At 68.9% G+C, this 18,198-nt stretch carries 17 protein-coding genes; 4 read left to right on the top strand and 13 right to left on the bottom strand.

Features of this window, described 5'->3' with window-relative positions; all coding sequences use genetic code 11:
* Positions 1-136: 136 nt before the first annotated feature.
* A complete protein-coding gene (locus FHT36_RS06720) occupies positions 137-1,294 on the bottom strand; it encodes a mandelate racemase/muconate lactonizing enzyme family protein (RefSeq protein ID WP_169121741.1) in 1,158 nt (385 codons plus the stop codon).
* A 191-nt stretch (positions 1,295-1,485) separates the two neighbouring features.
* Between FHT36_RS06720 and FHT36_RS06715 the strand changes: the two genes are divergently transcribed.
* Positions 1,486-2,208, top strand: coding sequence for a GntR family transcriptional regulator (locus FHT36_RS06715; protein WP_169121740.1), 723 nt, complete (start codon positions 1,486-1,488; stop codon positions 2,206-2,208).
* Positions 2,209-2,262: 54 nt separating this feature from the next.
* Positions 2,263-3,144, top strand: coding sequence for an alpha/beta fold hydrolase (locus FHT36_RS06710; RefSeq protein ID WP_169121739.1), 882 nt, complete (start codon positions 2,263-2,265; stop codon positions 3,142-3,144).
* Positions 3,145-3,192: 48 nt separating this feature from the next.
* On the opposite strand, the gene FHT36_RS06705 is transcribed toward FHT36_RS06710, so the two are convergent.
* The 11 genes from FHT36_RS06705 to ccrA form a co-directional block, all read right to left on the bottom strand.
* Complete coding sequence (locus FHT36_RS06705) at positions 3,193-3,966, bottom strand: SDR family NAD(P)-dependent oxidoreductase (protein WP_169121738.1); 774 nt, start codon at positions 3,964-3,966, stop codon at positions 3,193-3,195.
* A gap of 82 nt (positions 3,967-4,048) precedes the next feature.
* Positions 4,049-5,032, bottom strand: coding sequence for an NAD(P)-dependent oxidoreductase (locus FHT36_RS06700; protein ID WP_169121737.1), 984 nt, complete (start codon positions 5,030-5,032; stop codon positions 4,049-4,051).
* A 9-nt stretch (positions 5,033-5,041) separates the two neighbouring features.
* Positions 5,042-5,866: a sugar phosphate isomerase/epimerase gene (locus tag FHT36_RS06695; RefSeq protein ID WP_246702109.1), complete on the bottom strand. Its 825-nt coding sequence runs from the start codon at positions 5,864-5,866 to the stop codon at positions 5,042-5,044.
* A gap of 31 nt (positions 5,867-5,897) precedes the next feature.
* A complete protein-coding gene (locus FHT36_RS06690; protein WP_169121735.1) occupies positions 5,898-7,040 on the bottom strand; it encodes an ABC transporter ATP-binding protein in 1,143 nt (380 codons plus the stop codon).
* Positions 7,037-8,149: a PotD/PotF family extracellular solute-binding protein gene (locus FHT36_RS06685; protein ID WP_169121734.1), complete on the bottom strand. Its 1,113-nt coding sequence runs from the start codon at positions 8,147-8,149 to the stop codon at positions 7,037-7,039. Before FHT36_RS06685 ends, FHT36_RS06690 begins: the two co-directional genes overlap by 4 nt.
* 29 nt (positions 8,150-8,178) lie before the next feature.
* On the bottom strand, positions 8,179-9,024 hold the full coding sequence (locus FHT36_RS06680) for an ABC transporter permease (protein WP_169121733.1): 846 nt from the start codon (positions 9,022-9,024) through the stop codon (positions 8,179-8,181).
* A gap of 1 nt (position 9,025) precedes the next feature.
* Positions 9,026-9,886, bottom strand: a complete 861-nt coding sequence (locus FHT36_RS06675; protein ID WP_169121732.1) for an ABC transporter permease — start codon at positions 9,884-9,886, stop codon at positions 9,026-9,028.
* A gap of 66 nt (positions 9,887-9,952) precedes the next feature.
* Positions 9,953-11,146: a CaiB/BaiF CoA-transferase family protein gene (locus tag FHT36_RS06670; protein ID WP_169121731.1), complete on the bottom strand. Its 1,194-nt coding sequence runs from the start codon at positions 11,144-11,146 to the stop codon at positions 9,953-9,955.
* A complete protein-coding gene (locus FHT36_RS06665; protein WP_169121730.1) occupies positions 11,143-12,459 on the bottom strand; it encodes an amidase in 1,317 nt (438 codons plus the stop codon). Before FHT36_RS06665 ends, FHT36_RS06670 begins: the two co-directional genes overlap by 4 nt.
* Positions 12,460-12,574: 115 nt before the next feature.
* Positions 12,575-13,438, bottom strand: coding sequence for a LysR family transcriptional regulator (locus tag FHT36_RS06660; protein ID WP_210257606.1), 864 nt, complete (start codon positions 13,436-13,438; stop codon positions 12,575-12,577).
* A gap of 205 nt (positions 13,439-13,643) precedes the next feature.
* Positions 13,644-14,927: a crotonyl-CoA carboxylase/reductase gene (gene ccrA, locus FHT36_RS06655; RefSeq protein WP_169121729.1), complete on the bottom strand. Its 1,284-nt coding sequence runs from the start codon at positions 14,925-14,927 to the stop codon at positions 13,644-13,646.
* Between the two features lie 250 nt (positions 14,928-15,177).
* Here ccrA and FHT36_RS06650 point away from each other — a divergent pair, with 250 nt between their 5' ends.
* Positions 15,178-15,414 (top strand): GlsB/YeaQ/YmgE family stress response membrane protein, encoded by a 237-nt coding sequence (locus FHT36_RS06650; protein WP_169121728.1) that lies wholly within the window; start codon positions 15,178-15,180, stop codon positions 15,412-15,414.
* A gap of 102 nt (positions 15,415-15,516) precedes the next feature.
* Here the strand turns inward: FHT36_RS06650 and FHT36_RS06645 are convergent, their stop codons facing one another.
* Complete coding sequence (locus FHT36_RS06645; RefSeq protein ID WP_348644388.1) at positions 15,517-15,888, bottom strand: hypothetical protein; 372 nt, start codon at positions 15,886-15,888, stop codon at positions 15,517-15,519.
* A 256-nt stretch (positions 15,889-16,144) separates the two neighbouring features.
* Here FHT36_RS06645 and FHT36_RS06640 point away from each other — a divergent pair, with 256 nt between their 5' ends.
* On the top strand, positions 16,145-18,118 hold the full coding sequence (locus FHT36_RS06640; protein ID WP_169121727.1) for a protein meaA: 1,974 nt from the start codon (positions 16,145-16,147) through the stop codon (positions 18,116-18,118).
* Positions 18,119-18,198: the final 80 nt, after the last annotated feature.

The following is an 18,198-nucleotide window of genomic DNA, read 5'->3' as shown; positions in this document are numbered from 1 at the left end:
GGGCCGGAGCGCAGGCCACCACCGCCGTGACCGGGGCGTTCCGGCCCCGGCGAGGCCTTCGCGAAAGCCCCGAGCCTGTCCCAAGTGGAACGATGACGTGATCGCATCTGAACCCCCGGGCCGGGACGCGGCCCGCTCACCCGACCGGAGCGGCGAGCGCGGCCAGGTGGCGCTCGTCGACGGTGACGCCGAGGCCGGGGCCTGCGGGGCATCCTACGCGCCCGTCCTGCACCGTCAGCGCCGTCGTCGTCGGGTCCTCGGCGAGCCACAGATTGCCGAGGCTGAGGCCCCAATCCACGTTGGGCACGGCGCAGGCCGCATGGACCATGGCGGATGCGGCAAGGCTCGATTCCATCATCATGGCGAGGTTGACGCTGAGGCCCAGCAGATCGCACAGGGCGCCGGCTGCGACCACCTGAGTGATGCCGCCGAGCTTGATGGTCTTGAGGCTGGCGCCGCCGATGGCCTTCGCCTCGTGATGGCGCAGGATGTCCGAGAGGGCATGAATGCTCTCGTCGGCCCCGATGGGCACGGGCGAGCCGGCCGCGACGGCGGCGAGCCGCGCGAGGTCGCCGGCGGGCGTCGGCTGTTCGAGGAATGCGAGGCCGAACGGGGCGGCGGCGCGGGTGAAGCGCAGCGCGCTCTGCACATCCCAGCCCATGTTGGCGTCGGCGGCGATGAGGCAGTCCTCGCCCAGGGCCGCGCGCAGGCGACCAACCGTCTCGGCCTCTGCATCAACCGAAGTGAGGCCCACCTTCAGCTTGAAGCGGCGTACGCCCTGCGCGTGCAAGGCCAGCGCATCGGCCACGTCGCGCTCCGCCTCGCCGGTGCCGCCGATGAGCCACAACGGTTCCACGCTGCGCCGAAGCGCGCCGCCCAGGAGATCCACCGCCGGAACGCCGGCCATGCGGGCGGCGAGGTCGAGCAGCGCCATATCCACCGCGGCGAGCGCACCGCGATTGCCGTACATCGCCCGGCGAATGCCGGCGCAGGCGGCCGAGCGGTCAGCCACCTCGCGGCCGATGAGCTGTGGCGCGATCATCTCGCGCACGGCGGCGGCCATGCCCGTGAGAGTTTCGCCCGACATGACCGGGCTCGCCGCCGCCTCGCCCCAACCTTCCATGCCGTCGCGCGCCCGTATCCGCACGAAGAGCACCGGGCCGGAATCGATCCGATAGGTGGACATGACGAGCGGCTTCTTCAGCGGCAGACAGGCCGGGAAGCAGTCCACGCTGACGATCTCGCTCGCCCGTCCGCCCGGCACCGTGGCGCGGTCGGCTTCTGCCATGCTCATGGGACGTCTCTCGTCTTGGGGGCTCAGGGCGCGCGCGCGTCGCGCCGCTGCATTGATAGTATATTGTATCCGATTTGCACCCTGAGGCGCCAGCCCGCCGCCGCATGGCCGCGGGCTGCGCGCTACGGCCCGCCTTTGCGTGCGGGGCGGAACGGGCGACAACGATGTGAGGCTTTCCGGTGATCGAACGAATGAAGCGCGGTCCGTCCGAATTCGTGGTGCCGAAGATGATCGGCGCGGAAGTGGCGCGCGCCTTCGCGGAGCACATCGTCTACCTGCGCTGGCCGCCCGGGATGCGGCTGATCGAGGAGGATCTGTGCGCCCATTTCAACGTCAGCCGCTCGCCGGTCCGCGATGCCTTCCAGATCCTGGACGGGGAGGGGCTGATCACCCGGGCGGCGTGGCGCGGGGTGCGGGTGGCGCCCATGAGCGTCGCCGACCTCGATGAGATCTACAAATGCCGGGTCGCGCTGGAAGGACTCGTCGCGGCCGAGGCTGCGCGCAATGCGGGCGAAGCGGATCTCGCCCTGCTGTCGACGTTGCTGACGGAGATGGACGCGGCGCGGGCGGATCAGGACGTGGAGGTCTTCTTCGACCGCAACGTCGCCTTCACGCGCACGCTCCACAAGGCCTCGGGTAACGGCACCCTCTCCCGGGTGGTTTCGGGCATCGAGAAGCAGGCGCTGCGCTATCGCTATCTGGCGCACCAGAACACGCACGAGATCATGGACGTGGTGTGCGCCGGCGACCGCAAGGTGTTCGAGGCCATCGCCGCCCGCAAGCCGGATCTCGCCCGTCGCGCGGCTGTGAAGCTCATCCGCCACGCGCATCAGGTCATCGCCCGCGTCGTGGCCGAATTCGAGGAGGCCGAACAGGCCAACGCCCCGAGATCCCGCGCGCCCTCGCCGGTGTGACCGCCGGTCCCTTTCTTCACCCTCCGATCACTCTTTTCGCAACGGGAGCGGCCCATGGCCTATGTGACCACCGATGACGGCGTGAAGCTCTATTACGAGGAGGCGGGCAGCGGAACGCCGGTCATCCTGGTCCACGAGTTCGCCGGCGACCTGCGCAGCTACGAGACCCAGCTGCGCTATCTCGGCAAGCGCTACCGGGTGATCGCCTTCAATGCCCGCGGCTATCCGCCGTCCGACGTGCCGCCGGACGTCTCCTCCTACTCGCAGGCCCGCGCCGCCGACGATATCGTCAGCGTGATGGACGGGCTCGGCATCGCCAAGGCCCATGTGATCGGCCTGTCCATGGGCGGCTTCGCCACCCTCCATTTCGGCATCCGTCACCACGATCGCGCGCTCTCCCTGTGCATCGGCGGCTGCGGCTATGGCGCGGAGCTGGAGGAGCAGGCCCGCTTCCAGAGCGAGGCCGACACCATCGCCGCCTATATCAGCGAAGTGGGCATGCCGACCTTCGCCGAGCGCTACGCCTACGGCCCGACGCGGGTGCAGTTCGAGAACAAGGACATGCGCGGCTTCCTGGAGTTCAAGCAGATCCTCGCCAGCCACGATGCGTTGGGCTCCGCCAACACGCAGCGCGGCGTCCAGCGCTTCCGGCCCTCGCTCTACACTCTCGTGGAGGAGATGAAGCGCATCACGGCGCCGACGCTGGTCATCACCGGCGACGAGGACTGGCCCTGCCTGCTGCCGGGCATCCTGATGAAGCGCAGCATTCCCTCGGCGGCCCTTTCGGTGATGCCCAATTGCGGGCACGCGATCAACATCGAGGAGCCGGAGGAATACAATCGCATCATTGGCGAGTTCCTCGCCCAGGTGGATAGCGGGCGCTGGCCGCTGCGCGATCCCCGCGCGGTCAGCGCGTCCATCACCGGCATCAAGTGACGACAAGGCGGCGGCCTGCAGCAGCGCCGCCGCCTTTCCCTCATCGTCTCACATGGCGGCGTAGCCGCCGTCCACCAGCAGGTCGGCGCCGGTCATGAAGCTCGATGCGTCGCTCATGAGGAACAAAGCGGCGGTGGCGATCTCCATGGGCTGGCCGAGCCGGCCGAGGGCGTGCTTGGGCGCGTTGTAGAGCCTGGCGGTTTCAAGATCGCCGTGGCGCAGCAGCATGCGCCGGGTCTCGACGGCGCCCGGCGAGAGCGAGTTGACGCGGATGCCGGCCTCCGCATGGTCCAGGGCCATGGCCTTGGCGAGCTGGATGAGCGCGCCCTTGGCGGCGCAATAGCCCGGCCGGCCCTTGGCCGCCACATGGCCCATCTGGGAGGCGATGTGGACGATGCTGCCGCCCCCCGCCGCGATCATGTGGGGCAACACCGCGCGGCTCATCAGATAGGTGCCGGTGACCTGCACGGCGAACAGGCGGCTCCACTCATCCGGCGCAAGATCGAGGATGCTGCCGGTGGGATCGTCGTTGGACGTGCCGTTGACGAGGCCGTGGATGGCGCCCCATCGCGCCGTGACGTCCCCCACCGCCGCGCCCACCTGGGCCGCATCGGTGACGTCGCAGGCGATGGCGATGGCCTCCCCTTCGGCGGCTGATATGGCCGCCACCGTGTCATGCGGCGGCGTGAGGTCGAGGCACGCGACCCGCGCGCCGGCGGCGGCGAAGCCGCCCGCGATGGCCGTGCCGATGCCGCCGCCCGCACCGCTGACGATCACGGTGCGCCCGCTCAGGCTGAATGCGTCTTGGATCGTTCCGGCCATCTCTCGCTCCCGAAGCGCCCGGGCGGCGGCAATGCGCGCCCGCCGGGCATGTTGTGTGATGAGGCGCGGCGCGCTCGCGGCGTCAGGCGGCCGCGGGCGGGGCTCCCCGGTACCAGGCCAGATAATCCGCGAAGGCCTCGGCCGGGCCGAAGCGGGCGCGAAAGCCGATGTCGTCGGCGAGCCGCTCCACGCGGAACGGTGGCCGGGCGAGGGGCGCGGCGGTGCCGACATTGTGGCGGGCCGCATCGTCAGTCATCTCATAGGTGAAGCCGGGGAGCGCCGCCTTGAGCCGCGCGCACCAGTCCAGCAGCGACCACCGCCCGCCGGTGGCGAGATGATAGACGTCATGGGCCGGGGCAGGGGCGTCGAGCAAGGCGGCGACCGCGTCGGCGATGTCGGCGGCATAGACCCAGTCGTCGGGCAGGCCGGGCCGGAACACCGCCGTCTCCCCCGCCGCCGCGCGCTGGAGCAGTTGGAGCGGCACGCTCAGGGTATCGCGCACGCCGGTGTCGTATTCCCAGCGGCCGAAGACGACGCCGAGGCGGCCCACGACGACATCGAGGCCGCGCGTCTGGCGATAGCGCACCGCCACCCGCTCGGCGGCATATTTGGTGATGCCGTAAAGGGATTCGGGCACCGGGGGGAAGCTCTCGTCCAGCGCCTCCACGCCGGCCGGCACGGGGCCATAGACCGATCCGGTCCCGAGCTGCACCACGCGCCGGATGCCGCAGGCGAGGGCGGCCTCCAGCACGTCGATGGTGCCGCCCAGATTCACCTCGGCGATGGTGCGCGCGGCGCGGCTTTCCCGGTCGATGCCGGCGGTGATGGCGGCGCCGTGGACCATGCGGGTTACGCCATGCGTCTTCAGCGCATCGACGACGGCCGCCCGCGCGCAGACATCACCAGAAACCATCACAAGGCGCCCCGGAAGGCCGGCGAGATGGGCCGCGGCGGCGGGGGGCGGGGGCGCCGGGCCGAACAGCACGACGGTCTCGCCCCGCGCCAGCAGGGCCGATGTGATGTTGAGGCCGACGAAGCCGGAGCCGCCAGTGATCATGATCGTCATGGGATGTCCTCAGGCCGCCGCCAGCGCGGCGAAATCATCGACGGCGCGGCGGATGGCATCGGCGACGCTCGCGCCCGCAAGTTCGTGGGCGAACAGCTCGAACTCGTAGGGGCCGCCATAGCCGCATTGCGCCAGAAGGCGCAGCAGTTCGGTGGTGTCCACGCAGCCCTGCGAGAGCGGGCAGCGGGCCGGCAGCAAAGCGGGATCGCGCGGCTGGGCGACACCGGAGAGCTGCACCAAAGTGAGCCGCGCGATGGAGCGGGCGAGCACCGGCTCCAGGTCCGGATCCCACCAGGAATGAAAGACATCGAGGATGAACCCGAGCCCGGGATGCGCCCCGCACAGGGCCTCGGCCTGGGTCAGTGTGTTCACCGTGGACTTGGTGGGAATGCGGATGGGATGCATGGTCTCGAGCCCGAGGCGGACGCCCCGCGCCTCGGCCGCCGCGCAAAGCTCCGGCAGGGCGGCATCGACGGCGCGGCGGGCGCGCGCGAGGTCACCGGGCCGCTCCGTCCCGAGGTCGCCAAGGCCGCCGCCGATGGTGACCAGCGTGCCGGCGCATAGCACCGCTGCCGCCTCGATCAGCGCGGCATTGATGGCCACCTGCCGCTGCGCCCGCGCCGCATCACCCCACAGGAAGAAGCCGGCGCTGTTGACGGAAGACACCGCAAGGCCCCGCTCGTCCAGCATGCGCTTGAGATCGGGCAAGGCCACCTCTTCGAGTGCGCGTTCGGTTAGCCCGACGCCGGTGGCGCCGGCGGCCGCGCAATCGTCCAGGAAGCGCTCCAGCGCATAGCCGGGCGGGGCGATGTAGTAATTGATGGACAGGCCCATCACGGCAGCGGTCTCCGGCTGGAAAAGCCCGTCATGGGGCAAGGAGGGTGGGGCTGTCGGGGGTCCAGCGCACGCGCACCCGGGCCCCCGCGCCGAGGGGTGCCTCGCGGCCGTTGTTGGCGGTGTCGGAGATGATCCGGCCCATGGCGCCGAGGTCGACGGTGCGCTGGATTGTCGGGCCGAGATAGGTCTCCTCCACCAGCATCCCCTCCATGCCGCCGCCGGAGGCCTCGGCCGCCACCACTTCCACCCGCTCGAAGCGCAATGCCACGAATACGGGGCTGCCCACTGCGAAGGCTGGCGGGACGCGGCAGGGGAAGGGCGTGCCGCGGATCATCACCTCGCCCGCCCCTTCCGGCGGGTTGAGGGAAACGGTGCCCTCATAGAAGTTCGAATGGCCCATGAATTCGGCGACGAACCGGCTCGCCGGCTGCTCGTAGATGTCGCGCGGGGCGCCCACCTGCTCGATGCGGCCCCGGCTCATCACCGCGATGCGGTCGGACATGGAGATGGCCTCGCCTTGGTCGTGGGTGACGAAGACGAAGGTGCCGCCGATCTCCCGGTGCAGCCGCTTCAGCTCGTCCTGCATCTGCAGGCGCAGCTTCAGGTCGAGCGCGCCGAGGGGCTCGTCCAGCAGCAGCACCTCGGGGTCGTTCACCAGCGCGCGGGCGAGGGCGACGCGCTGGCGCTGGCCGCCGGACAATTGGTCGATGCCGCGCCCGCCGAAATCGGCGAGGCGCACCATGTCGAGAGCCTCCGCCACGCGCCGGTCGATGGTGGCGCGGGGCTGGCGGCTCATCTCCAGACCGAAGGCGATGTTCTGGGCCACGGTGAGGTGGGGGAACAGTGCGCCGTGCTGGAAGACCATGTTGGTGCGCCGCTCGAACGGCCTGCGGTCCAGCATCGGCTTGCCGCCGATGAGGAGCTCGCCGCGGGTCGGATGCTCGAACCCGCCGATGATGCGCAGCAGGGTGGTCTTCCCGCAGCCGGAGGGGCCGAGGAGGGAGAAGAACTCCCCCTTGCGGATGTCGAGCGTGGCGGCTTCCAGGGCTGTCGTGCCCTGGAAGGTCTTGCCGATGCCCCTGAGGGACACGGCGATGTCCCGGGCAGCGTGCGCCGAGGTCTTCTCGGCGGCCGCCGCCGCGGTGAAGGGCATGGCAAGAGCGTCGGTCATGCGGCGCTCTTCACCCGGCTCCAGGTCTCGATCCACATGTTCATGTTGGTCGGGAACTCGAGCTGGTAGTGCTTCACGCTGCCGTCGAATAGGCCGTAGCCGTAGCGCTTGCGCTGGTCCGGGGTCATGTTTTCGTCGCCGAAGGTGGTGGCCGAGAGATAGCCGCAGCCCTCGGTGAGCGCCCGCGAATAGGCTTCGCCGATCATGGCATTGATGACCGCGTGGGCACCCTCCACGTTCTTGCAGTCCTTGGGGATGTAGGAGGCGTTGATGAGGGAGAGCACGCCCTCCTTCGGCCAGGCGCCGGTGATGTTGTAGCCGCGCTTCTGCAGCTCGTTGCGCATGGGCGCGATGCCGTAGCACACGTCGATCTCGCCGTTGGCGAGCAGGTTCGAGCCCTGGGCGAAGGTGGAATAGAAGGTGCGGACGTTCTTCTTCTTGGAAATGAGGAACTTGGCCACCTCGTTGAGCTGGTTGCGGTCCATCTTTTCGGGCTCGGCGTGGCCGAGATAGAGGCCGGCCGCCATGAGCATCTGGTGCGCCACGTCCCACCAGCCGATGCGGCCGGCATACTTGTCCTCGAACAGCAGCGACCAGGACTGGGTATAGGGGTCGTCGTCCGGCACGACGGCGCGGTTGTAGAGGATGGAATCGAAGCCCCAGCTGTGCGGCACCATGTAGACCTTGCCGTCCCGCTCGCCGATGCCGGCCTTGGACGGGGCGTTGATGTTCTTCATGTTGGGGATCAGCGACAGGTCGATGGGCTGGACGCGCTCCTGCCCCGCCTTGGCGCCCATCACCACCGGCCGGGAGAAGGCGAACGAGCTGTTCATCAGGTCGTAGCGCGCCCCGCCCGGAGCGGTCAGGCGCGACACCGTGTCGGTGCCGGACATGAACGCGCCCTCGCTGATCTTCACCTTTGACTGTTCCTCGGCGATGGGCTTCAGCGTCGGGCCGAGCATGGCATTGACCATGAGGGCGGTGACTTCGCCGGATTGGGCGAAGGCGGGCGTGCGCAGGCCGGTGCCGGCCAGCATGGCCGCGGCTCCGCCAAGGACGGTCCGCCGGCTCAGCCGGGGCAGATGAAGGACGTCCGTCTCGAGGGTCATGGCTTATCCTCTGGTTGGTTCTTGTGAACTCAGCGGCGCGGCCGGTCGGCGCGGGCGGACGCGGCAAATCCGGCGAGGGAGACCAGCATCGAGATCACCATGATCACCACGCCCACCGCGGGCAGGAACGGCGCCATCTGGTCGGACAGGAGCGACCACAGATGCACGGGGACGGTGCGCTGGCTGCCGATGGAGAACAGGGTGCGGATGAACTCGTCGAAGGAGAGGGTGAAGGCGAACATGACGGTCGCCACCACGCCCGGCTTGATGACGGGGAAGACGATGCGCCGGAAGGCCATGAAGGGGCGGGCGCCGAGATCGGCGGCGGCCTCCTCGATGCTGCGGTCGAAGCCGTGCAGCCGCGGGAACAGCGTGAGGAAGGCGAAGGGCAGCACCCAGGTGACGTGCACTGGCAGGGCCGTGGTCCACACGCCGAACGGAATTTCCGCGTAGCCGAAGAAGATCAGATAGATGATGCCGCCGACGATGCCCGGAATGAGGATCGGCAGCAGGATGATCTTCATCAGCAGGCCCTTGAAGGGGAAGTCCTGCCGAAAGCCCATGGCCAACATCAGCGCCAGCACCGTGGCGATGAGCGCGCTGGCGATGCCCAGCATCACCGAATTGGCGATGGAGGCGAGCATCTTCTGCGATCCGAACACCTCGCCGTACCAGCGCAGCGTCGCCCCCTTCATCGGCAGGCCGATGGTCTGGGACTCGTTGAAGGACAGAACCAGCAGCAGGAGGATGGGCAGGTACAGCACCACGTAGAACAGGCCGGCATAGACGGCGAGCACGGCGCGGCGGATGCGCCCCGCGGTGTCGGCGGGAGGGGCGGCCTCGGTGGCGAGGTCGGCGCGTGTCGCGGTGCTCATGTCAGCCTCCGATGAACACGTCGTTGAGCCGCACCTTGCGGCCGAACAGGACGAGGCAGAGGGTGACGACCACGATCAGCACCACCGACAAGGCGGCGCCCAGCGCCCAGTTGTTGGTGACGGTGTACTGGGGCGCGATCACGTTACCGAACATGATGCCGCTGGTGCCGCCCACCAGTTGCGGCGTCACGTAGGCGCCGCAGGCCAGCAGGAACACCATGATGCAGCCCGACAGCACGCCGGGCATGGAGAGCGGCAGCACCACGCGGCGGAAGGTGCGAAACGGTCCCGCGCCGAGATCCGCCGCGGCCTCGATCAGCTTGGGGTCGATGCGGTCCAGCGACAGGTAGATCGGCAGCACCATGAACAGCGTGTAGACATAGACCAGCGCCACATGGGTGGTGCCCTCGGTGTAGAGCAGCCAGTCGAGCGGCTCGCTGATGATGCCGAGATGGAGCAGCACCGCGTTCACGAGTCCGGTGCGGCCCAGCATGGGCAGCCATACGAAGGTGCGCACCACGTAGCTCGACCAGAAGGGCAGGAAGAGCAGCACCAGATAGGTGCCCTTCACCGCGGGCGGCCGCGTGGCGAGGAAATAGGCCATGGGGTAGGAGATGAGCAGCGACAGCGCCGTCACCGTCACGGAGATGCGCAGCGTCTGCAGCAGAACCCGGAAATAGATGGGGTCCTCCAGGATGACCCGGTAATTGTCCAAAGTGAGGTCCGGCGTCGTGCCGAAGATGCTTGACGTCCAGAAGGACATGGCGAAGAGAAGCACCACCGGCGCCACGGCGAAGACCAGCAGCCAGATGGTGGCCGGCATGATGAGGAGCAGGTTCCTCTTGCGTGCGTCCAGTCTCATCCCGTTGCATCTCTTTCGCGGGTTTCCGGGCTGGCGAAACGCCATGCCGGATCGTCGGTTGGGCGCTCAGATCACGCCGGCGTGCCGCAACTGCTCCCTCTCCTCGGCGCCGATTCCCAGCTCCGCCAGGATCTCCGCCGAATCCCCGCCGGGATCAGACGCCGCCCGGCGGACCGAGGCCGGGGTGCGGGAAAGGGTGATGGGGGTCGCCACCAGGCGAATGTCGCCGAGCTGCGCATGGGCGAGCGGGGCCGCCATCTGCACGTGCTCCACCTGCGGATCGGCGAACACCTGGTCCATGGCGTAGATCGGCCCCGCCGGCACGTTGTGCCGGGCGAGCAGGTCGATCCATTCGCGCGAGGTGCGGGTGGCGAAGATGGCGGCGAGCTCTGCCATCAGCGCCGCGCGGTGGCGCAGGCGCAGGTCCTGCACCGCATAGTCGGGATGGTCCTTGAGGTCGGCGCGGCCGATGGCCCGGCACAGGTCGGCCCATTGCGCCTCGCCGCCCACCCCGATGTTGATGTGGCCGTCGGCGGTGGGCAGCACGCCCATGGGCGTGGAATAGGGATGGTCGTTGCCCATGGCGCGCGGCACGCGGCCTTCCACCAGATAGCCGGCGGCCTGGAAGTCGGTCATGGCGATCATCGCCTGGAGCAGGGAGGTCTGCACCCACTGCCCCTGGCCGGAGCGCGCGCGCTCGGCCAGCGCCACGAGAATGCCGATGGCCGCGTAATTGCCGGCGGAGCTGTCCGCCACCGGGATGCCGGCCCGCATGGGACCGCCGCCCTTCTCGCCGGTGATGCTCATCATGCCGCCCATGCCCTGGGCGATCTGGTCGTAGCCCGCGCGCGTGCGGTAGGGGCCGGACTGGCCGAACCCCGAGATGGACGCGAGGATGATGCGCGGGTTCACCGCGGCGAGGGCTTCGTAGGAGAAGCCCAGCCGCTCCTTCACGTCGGGCCGGAAATTCTCCACCACCACGTCGGCCGTCTTCACCAGCTCCATCAGGATAGCGAGCCCCTGCGCCGTCTTCAGATTGAGAGCGATGGAGCGCTTGTTGCGGTGGAGGTTCTGGAAGTCGGCGCCGAGCCGGGGGCCCACCACGTTGGGGTTGGGGTCGGCGCCCGGCGGGGCTTCCACCTGGATCACGTCGGCGCCGAAATCGGCAAAGATCCGGCAGCAGGTGGGCCCGGCACGCACCCGCGTCAGATCGATGATGCGCAGGTGCGCGAGGGCGAGAAGCGGGTCGGCCGCGGTCATGCGCAACGCTCCTGAAGGGATGCCCCGGTGCAGACGGGCGGGCGGCGCTCGTCCCATCGGGTGAGGCTCTGGTAGGTGGCGGCGAGGCGCAGCAGCGCCATCTCGCCGCCGGGCCGGCCGATCACCTGCATCGCCAGCGGGGTGCCGCGGCGGTCGAAGCCGACGGGAATGGCGATGGCCGGCAGGCCGAGGGCGTTGACGAAGCGGGTCAGGCTGGTCATGGCGTAGAGCGTGCGCGGGGCGAAGTCCGGGTCGTGGGGATCGACCACACTGGCGAGCGGGGTGGGGAAGGGCATCACCGGCAGCACCGCGGCGTCGGCGGTGCCCAGCGCCGTGAGGAAGGCGTCGCGCAGGCGCGGCTGCGCGTCCCGCGCGGCCGCCAGCGCCGTGTCGGAAATGGCGAGCCCCTTGCCGATCCGCCGCATCAAGGCGGGGTCGGCCGGCTCGGTCCCAGCGCCGTGCGCGCCGTGGATGCGGGCGGCCTCGGCCTGCATGATGGTGAGTGCGGCGGCATCCGCCGCGGCCATGGGGCCGGCGCAGTCCACCGACGCGTGGCCGATGCCGGCGCGGTTCAACACCTCCAGCGCCTCCCGCAGCGCGCGGCGCACCGGCTCTGCGGCGGGGGCGACGGCGTTGTCCAGAACGGCCAGCGAGCGGATGGCGGGGACATCGGCGGCGCCGGTGAGCGCGCTCCACACGCGCAGCAGGTCGCCGGCGTGGCGCGCCATGAAGCCGATCACGTCGAGGCTCGGCGCCAGCGGCATGGCCCCCGTGTCCGGCAGGATGCCCCATCCGGGCTTGAGGCCGACGATGCCGCAGCAGGCGGCCGGCACCCGGACCGAGCCGCCGGTGTCCGAGCCGACGCCGAGATAGGCGGCGCCTGCAGCCACCATCGCCGCCGAGCCGCTCGATGAGCCGCCGCTGACGATGCCCGGATGCCAGGGATTGCGGGTCCGGCCCAGCGCCGCATTGTAGCCGGAGGGCTCGTAGGCGAGGGCGCTCAGGGTGGTGACGGCGATCTCGCAGCCGCCGGCCGCATCCAGGCGGCTGAGGATGGCGGCGTCCTTCTCGGCGGGGCCCGGTACGCGGCAGCCGCCCCATTCGGCCCGACGCACGGCGCGGTCGAAGATGTCTTTGGTGACGTAGGGCATGCCCATCAGCGGGCCCGATACCGGGCGTCGCGCCGGCGACAGGCAGACCGTGGCATTGAGGCGCGGCCCCATCGCCGCAGCCGCCGCGGCGCAGCGGCCGATTTCGGCGGAGCGGGCGGTTGCCGCGAGATCGAACCATCCGGCGCGGAAAGGCTGTTCCAACGGTTTCATCCCTGCGCCGGGAGCGGCGCCGTGTCGTCGGGATGAAAGGGTTTCACTCGCCTCGTCATCGATAAAGGCGAATTAAGACAATGACGATTCGCAAAATTAGAATTGGTCAGGCGGTGAGCAGAAACGACAGCAGTCTCTGGGCCGGTGGGTCCAATTCAGGCACTTGGCGCACGCACAGCACAAAATTTCGCACCGCCCAGGGCTCGTCGATTTCGATGCCCTTGAGCCCGTAGGCCGCCTTGACTGGGCGCAGCGCCGGCTCGGGCAGCACGCCGATGCCGAGGCCCTGGCTCGCCATGAGGGCCATGGCCTCGAAGCTTGCCGCCTGCACGCGCACCTTAAGGGGCGCGCCGAGGAGGCGCGCCTGCTCGGCGAGGATGCGGCGCACCGCAGTGCCGTGGCCGAGGCTGACGAAATCCTCCCCCACGAAGTCCACGAAGCGCAGCTTGTCGTTCTGCGCCAGGGGATGGGAGAGCGGCACGCCCAGCACCAGCCGATCGCCGCCGAATGGGAAGGTTTCCAGCGGCTGGGTGTCGGCGCCGCTCACCACCAGGCCGATGTCGGCCTGCTTGCTGCGCACCATCTCCAGCGTCGCCTCCGTGTCGCGCTCGTCGAGGTCGAGCTTGATGTCGGGATGGGCGGCGGCGAAGCGGGACAGGTCGAAGGCAAGCCGGGACAGCAGCACCGAGCTGGACGAGGCCACCCGCACGTAGCCGCGCAGGCCGGATTCATATTCGCTGAGCAGGTGGTCGGCGCGGTCCACCAGATGCAGGATTTCCCGGGCGAAGCGCAGGAAGGTCTGCCCGGCCGCCGTGGGCTGGACGCCGTGGGGCGTGCGGTCCAGTAGCGGAGTGTGGGCGTCGTGCTCCAGCAGCTGGATGCGCCGGGTCGCTGCCGAGGGTGCGATGCACATGCGCTCGGCGGCACGCGACAAATTGTTCAGCTCGCAGGCCGCGACGAACAATTGCAAGGTCTTGAAATCATTCCGGTAGATGGCCGCTCTCCCGCGCGCCGCGCCCTGTGGACACTGGCGCGGGATGGACCAGCGCGCAAGAGCAAGGTCCGCGCGACAGCCTCACCGGGCCCATCTCCCGTCCCACCCCATCTGCCCGTCACCGGGGCCGAGGGGGCGGACCCGCGGGACGCGCGACACGGGTCGCGTCCCGCGGCGCCGGTCACTTCTTCGGCAGGGCTTCCAGCACGTCGTCGAACGTGCGCAGGCCGGTGCGGGGGGAGTTCACCAGCACCGCCATGTTTCCGGGGGCGTGCTGGTTCTTCCACATCTTGGTGTGCGCCTCGGGGATGCGGTCCCACGGGAACACTTCCGACATGCAGGGGTCCACGCGCCGGTCGATGATGAACTGGTTGGCGGCGGAGGCCTGCTTGAGGTGGGCGAAGTGCGAGCCCTGGATGCGCTTCTGGCGCATCCACACATAGCGGGCGTCGAAGGTGATGTTGAAGCCGGTGGTGCCGGCGCAGAACACGATCATGCCGCCGCGCTTACCCACCAGCGTCGACACCGGGAAGGTGCTCTCGCCGGGGTGCTCGAACACGATGTCCACGTCGCGCTTGCCGGTGATGTCCCAGATCGCCTTGCCGAACTTGCGGGCTTCCTTGAGCCACTCCGCATATTCAGGCGAGTTGACCGTGGGCAGCTGGCCCCAGCACTTGAAATCCTTGCGGTTGATGACGCCCTTGGCGCCGAGGCCGAGCACGTAGTCGCGCTTGGTCTCGTCGGAGATGACGCCGATCACGTGCGCGCCCGAGGCGGCGGCGAGCTGCACGCCGAACACGCCGAGGCCGCCCGAGGCGCCCCACACCAGCACGTAGTCACCGGGCTTCACCGTGTGCGGCGGGTGGCCGAACAGCATGCGGTAGGCGGTGGCCATGGTCAGGGTGTAGCAGGCGCTCTCTTCCCAGGTGAGGTGCTTGGGGCGCGGCATGAGCTGGCGCGCCTGCACGCGACAGAACTGGCCGAAGGAGCCGTCCGGCGTCTCATAGCCCCAGATGCGCTGGGAGGGGGAGAACATCGGGTCGCCGCCGTTGCACTCCTCGTCGTCCCCGTCGTCCTGGTTGCAGTGGACGACCACCTCGTCGCCGACCTTCCAGCGCTTCACCTTGGAACCGACAGCCCAGACGATGCCCGAGGCATCGGAGCCGGCAACGTGGAACGGCGCCTTGTGCACATCGAACGGGGAGATCGGCTGGCCGAGACCGGCCCAGATGCCGTTGTAGTTCACGCCGGCCGCCATCACGAGCACGAGCACGTCCTGCTCACCCAGCTCCCAGGTCGGCACCACCTCCAGCTGGAACGACTGCTCCGGCGGCCCGTGGCGGTCGCGGCGGATGGTCCAGGCATACATGTTGGCAGGCACGTGGCCGAGCGGCGGAATCTCGCCGAGCTCATAAAGGTCCTTCACCGGTCCCTCGTTCGTATTGGCGGCTGCCGTCTGGGCCATGGCTGTCGTCCTCTCCTCAAGTGGACCGTTCGGTCGCGTCGTTAAGTCCCTATCTCGCAATGCAGCGTAGCAGAGAAAAAATCCAAGGCGATAGTCATTCTCAACCCCGACATTCGGCCATGTGGCGCTGCGGCAGGGGAGAATGAGGGGCCATGGCCGCGCTGGCGTTTCCGGCGGCGGCGCGCCCCGCTAGAGTGGCGCTGTTCCGCGCCGGACGGCCGGCGTCGACACAAGGGGATGGGAGACGTTCATGGGCATCATCTGGATGATCATCGTCGGGGCGGTCGCCGGCTTCCTGGCGGGCCAGCTCTTCCAGGGCTACGGCTTCGGCCTCCTGGGCAACATCGCCGTGGGCATCGTCGGCGCCATCATCGGCGGGTTCCTGTTCGGCGGCGTCTTCGTGGTGGGCGGCGTGATCGGCCAGATCATCTCGGCGACGCTGGGCGCGGTGATCCTCCTGTTCGTGATCTCACTGGTGAAGCGCTAGCGCGCTGGCCCGCCGCCGGCCCCGTGCTGCGCCATCGTTCGACGGGTGAGCACGGTGCCGGGCCGGGGCCTTCGTGGCGCCGCTTGTGTAAGGAAGAGCGGGTCAGGACGCCTTCTGGACATCCTCGCGCTGGAAGGAGATGCCGCATTTCTTCTGGATGGAGACCTGCTCGATGGCGTCCATCTCGCCCTTGAGCCGCGCCAGTTCCGCGGTCTGCGCATCGTCTCCGCCCACGAGAAAGGCGGCGGGCCAGAAGATGACCACGGCCACGGTGGTCGCCACCGCGTCGCTCGTGGCGCGATTGTTCTGGGCGCCGGTGAGGGCGATGGCGCGGGCCGATATGCGCTCGGCTTCCTGCGCGAGCTGCTGGCAGCTGTAGCTCTGGAACTGCATCGGCGAGACATAGGCCGCCGAGACCTTATCGGCCGATTTCGCGCATGCGGCGGACGCCAGCGCCGCCATGAGAACCACCACGTGCCGCACTCTTGTCCCCCCGGATCCGAAGCGGGCAGAAGGCTAGCATCAACACAACTAAAAAGAGAAATTAATTAATGGTTCAACCTCAGGGGCAGGCGCGGCGGGTGCCGAATCGAGGGTGAACGGCGCCCCGTCGTGGCGCCCTGCACGGGCCAGCCGCCGTCCGGTATTGGAAAAATTTCCCATCGACGGCGCGCGCATTGCGACGCACAATCGCGGCAAATATCCAAAAGCGATGGATGGGGATTAGGAAATGGTGGTCCGCGACAAACCCTGGCTCTTCCGCACCTATGCGGGGCATTCCACCGCCGCGGAATCCAACAAGCTCTACCGCTCCAACCTCTCCAAGGGCCAGACCGGCCTGTCCGTCGCCTTCGACCTGCCGACCCAGACCGGCTACGACAGCGACCACCCCCTCGCCCGCGGCGAAGTGGGCAAGGTGGGCGTTCCCATTTCCCACCTCGGCGACATGCGCACCCTGTTCCAGGGCATCCCGCTCGCCGAGATGAACACCTCCATGACCATCAATGCCTGCGCGGCGTGGCTGCTCTCGCTCTACATCGCCACGGCCGACGAGCAGGGGGCGGACCGCTCCAAGCTCCAGGGCACGACGCAGAACGACATCATCAAGGAATACCTCTCGCGCGGCACCTATGTGTTCCCGCCCGCGCCCTCCATGCGGCTCACCAAGGACACCATCATCTTCACCACCGAGCATCTGCCCCGGTGGAACCCGATGAATGTGTGCTCCTATCACCTGCAGGAAGCCGGTGCGACGCCGGTGCAGGAGCTGGCCTTCGCGCTGGCCAACGCCATCGCCATCCTCGACACGGTGAAGAAGTCCGGCGAGGCGGAAGGCGCCGTGTTCGGCGAGGTGGTGGGGCGCATCTCCTTCTTCGTGAATGCGGGCATGCGGTTCATCACCGAGATGTGCAAGATGCGCGCGTTCGTGGACCTCTGGGACGAGATCTGCGTCAACCGCTACGGCATCACCGACGCCAAGCAGAAGCTGTTCCGCTACGGCGTGCAGGTGAACTCCCTCGGCCTCACCGAGCAGCAGCCCGAGAACAACGTCTACCGCATCCTCTTGGAGATGCTGGCCGTCACCCTCTCCAAGAAGGCGCGCGCCCGCGCCGTGCAGTTGCCGGCCTGGAATGAGGCGCTGGGCCTGCCGCGCTCCTTCGACCAGCAATGGTCGCTGCGCATGCAGCAGGTGGTGGCCTATGAGACCGACCTGCTCGAATACGGCGACATCTTCGACGGCTCCACCGAGATCGCCAAGAAGGTGGAGGAGCTGAAGGCCGAGGCGCGCGAGGAACTGGCCCGCATCGAGGGCATGGGCGGCGCCGTCGCGGCCATCGAGAATTCCTACATGAAGCAGCAGCTGGTGGAGTCGAACACCCGCAGGCTGGAGGCCATCGAGCGCGGCGACCAGGTGGTGGTGGGCGTCAACCGCTGGACCGAGAGCGAGCCCTCGCCGCTGACCACTGGCGAAGGCGCCATCCTCACCGTGCCGGAGGGCGTCGAGGCCGAGCAGATCGCCCGCCTTCAGGCGTGGCGCGAGGCGCGCGACGCCAAGGCGGTGGACGCGGCGCTGGCGGCGCTGAAGAGCGCGGCGCAGGAAGGCCGCAACATCATGGAGCCCTCCATCGTCTGCGCCAAGGCGGGCGTGACGACGGGCGAATGGGGCACCTGCCTGCGTGAGGTGTTCGGCGAGTACCGCGCGCCCACCGGCGTCGGCCGCGCCGCGCGCGTGGACACGCAGGGCCTTGAGGAGGTGCGCAAGAACGTGGATGCGGTCTCCGAGAAGCTCGGCCGCCGCATCAAGTTCCTGGTCGGCAAGCCTGGCCTCGACGGCCATTCCAATGGCGCCGAGCAGATCGCCGTGCGCGCCCGCGACTGCGGCATGGAAGTGGTCTACGAGGGCATCCGCCTGACTCCGGCCGAGATCGTCAACGCCGCGCTGGAAGAGGGCGTCCACGTGGTGGGCCTCTCCATCCTCTCCGGCTCACACGTGCCGCTGGTGCGTGACGTGATGGAGCGGATGCGGGCGGAAGGCCTCTCCGACGTGCCTGTGGTCGTTGGCGGCATCATCCCGCCGGAGGACGAAGCCCAGCTCAAGGGCTTCGGCGTCGCCGCCGTCTACACGCCGAAGAATTTCGAGCTGAACCGCATCATGGCGGACATCGTGACCATCGTGGACCGGGAGGCCCAGAAGGCGGCCTGACCGGCGGGGGGCACGCCCCGCGCGGCCGTTTCAATCCGGCAATGCCCGGCTCTATCATGTCCCGCGTCCGGACTGCGTGA

Origin of the sequence: Xanthobacter sp. SG618 (genome assembly GCF_012932745.1) — a bacterium.
Classification (GTDB): Bacteria; Pseudomonadota; Alphaproteobacteria; order Rhizobiales; family Xanthobacteraceae; genus Xanthobacter; species Xanthobacter flavus.
Note: the sequence above shows the minus strand (reverse complement) of the source record. Positions and strands in the feature narration are given on the sequence as shown.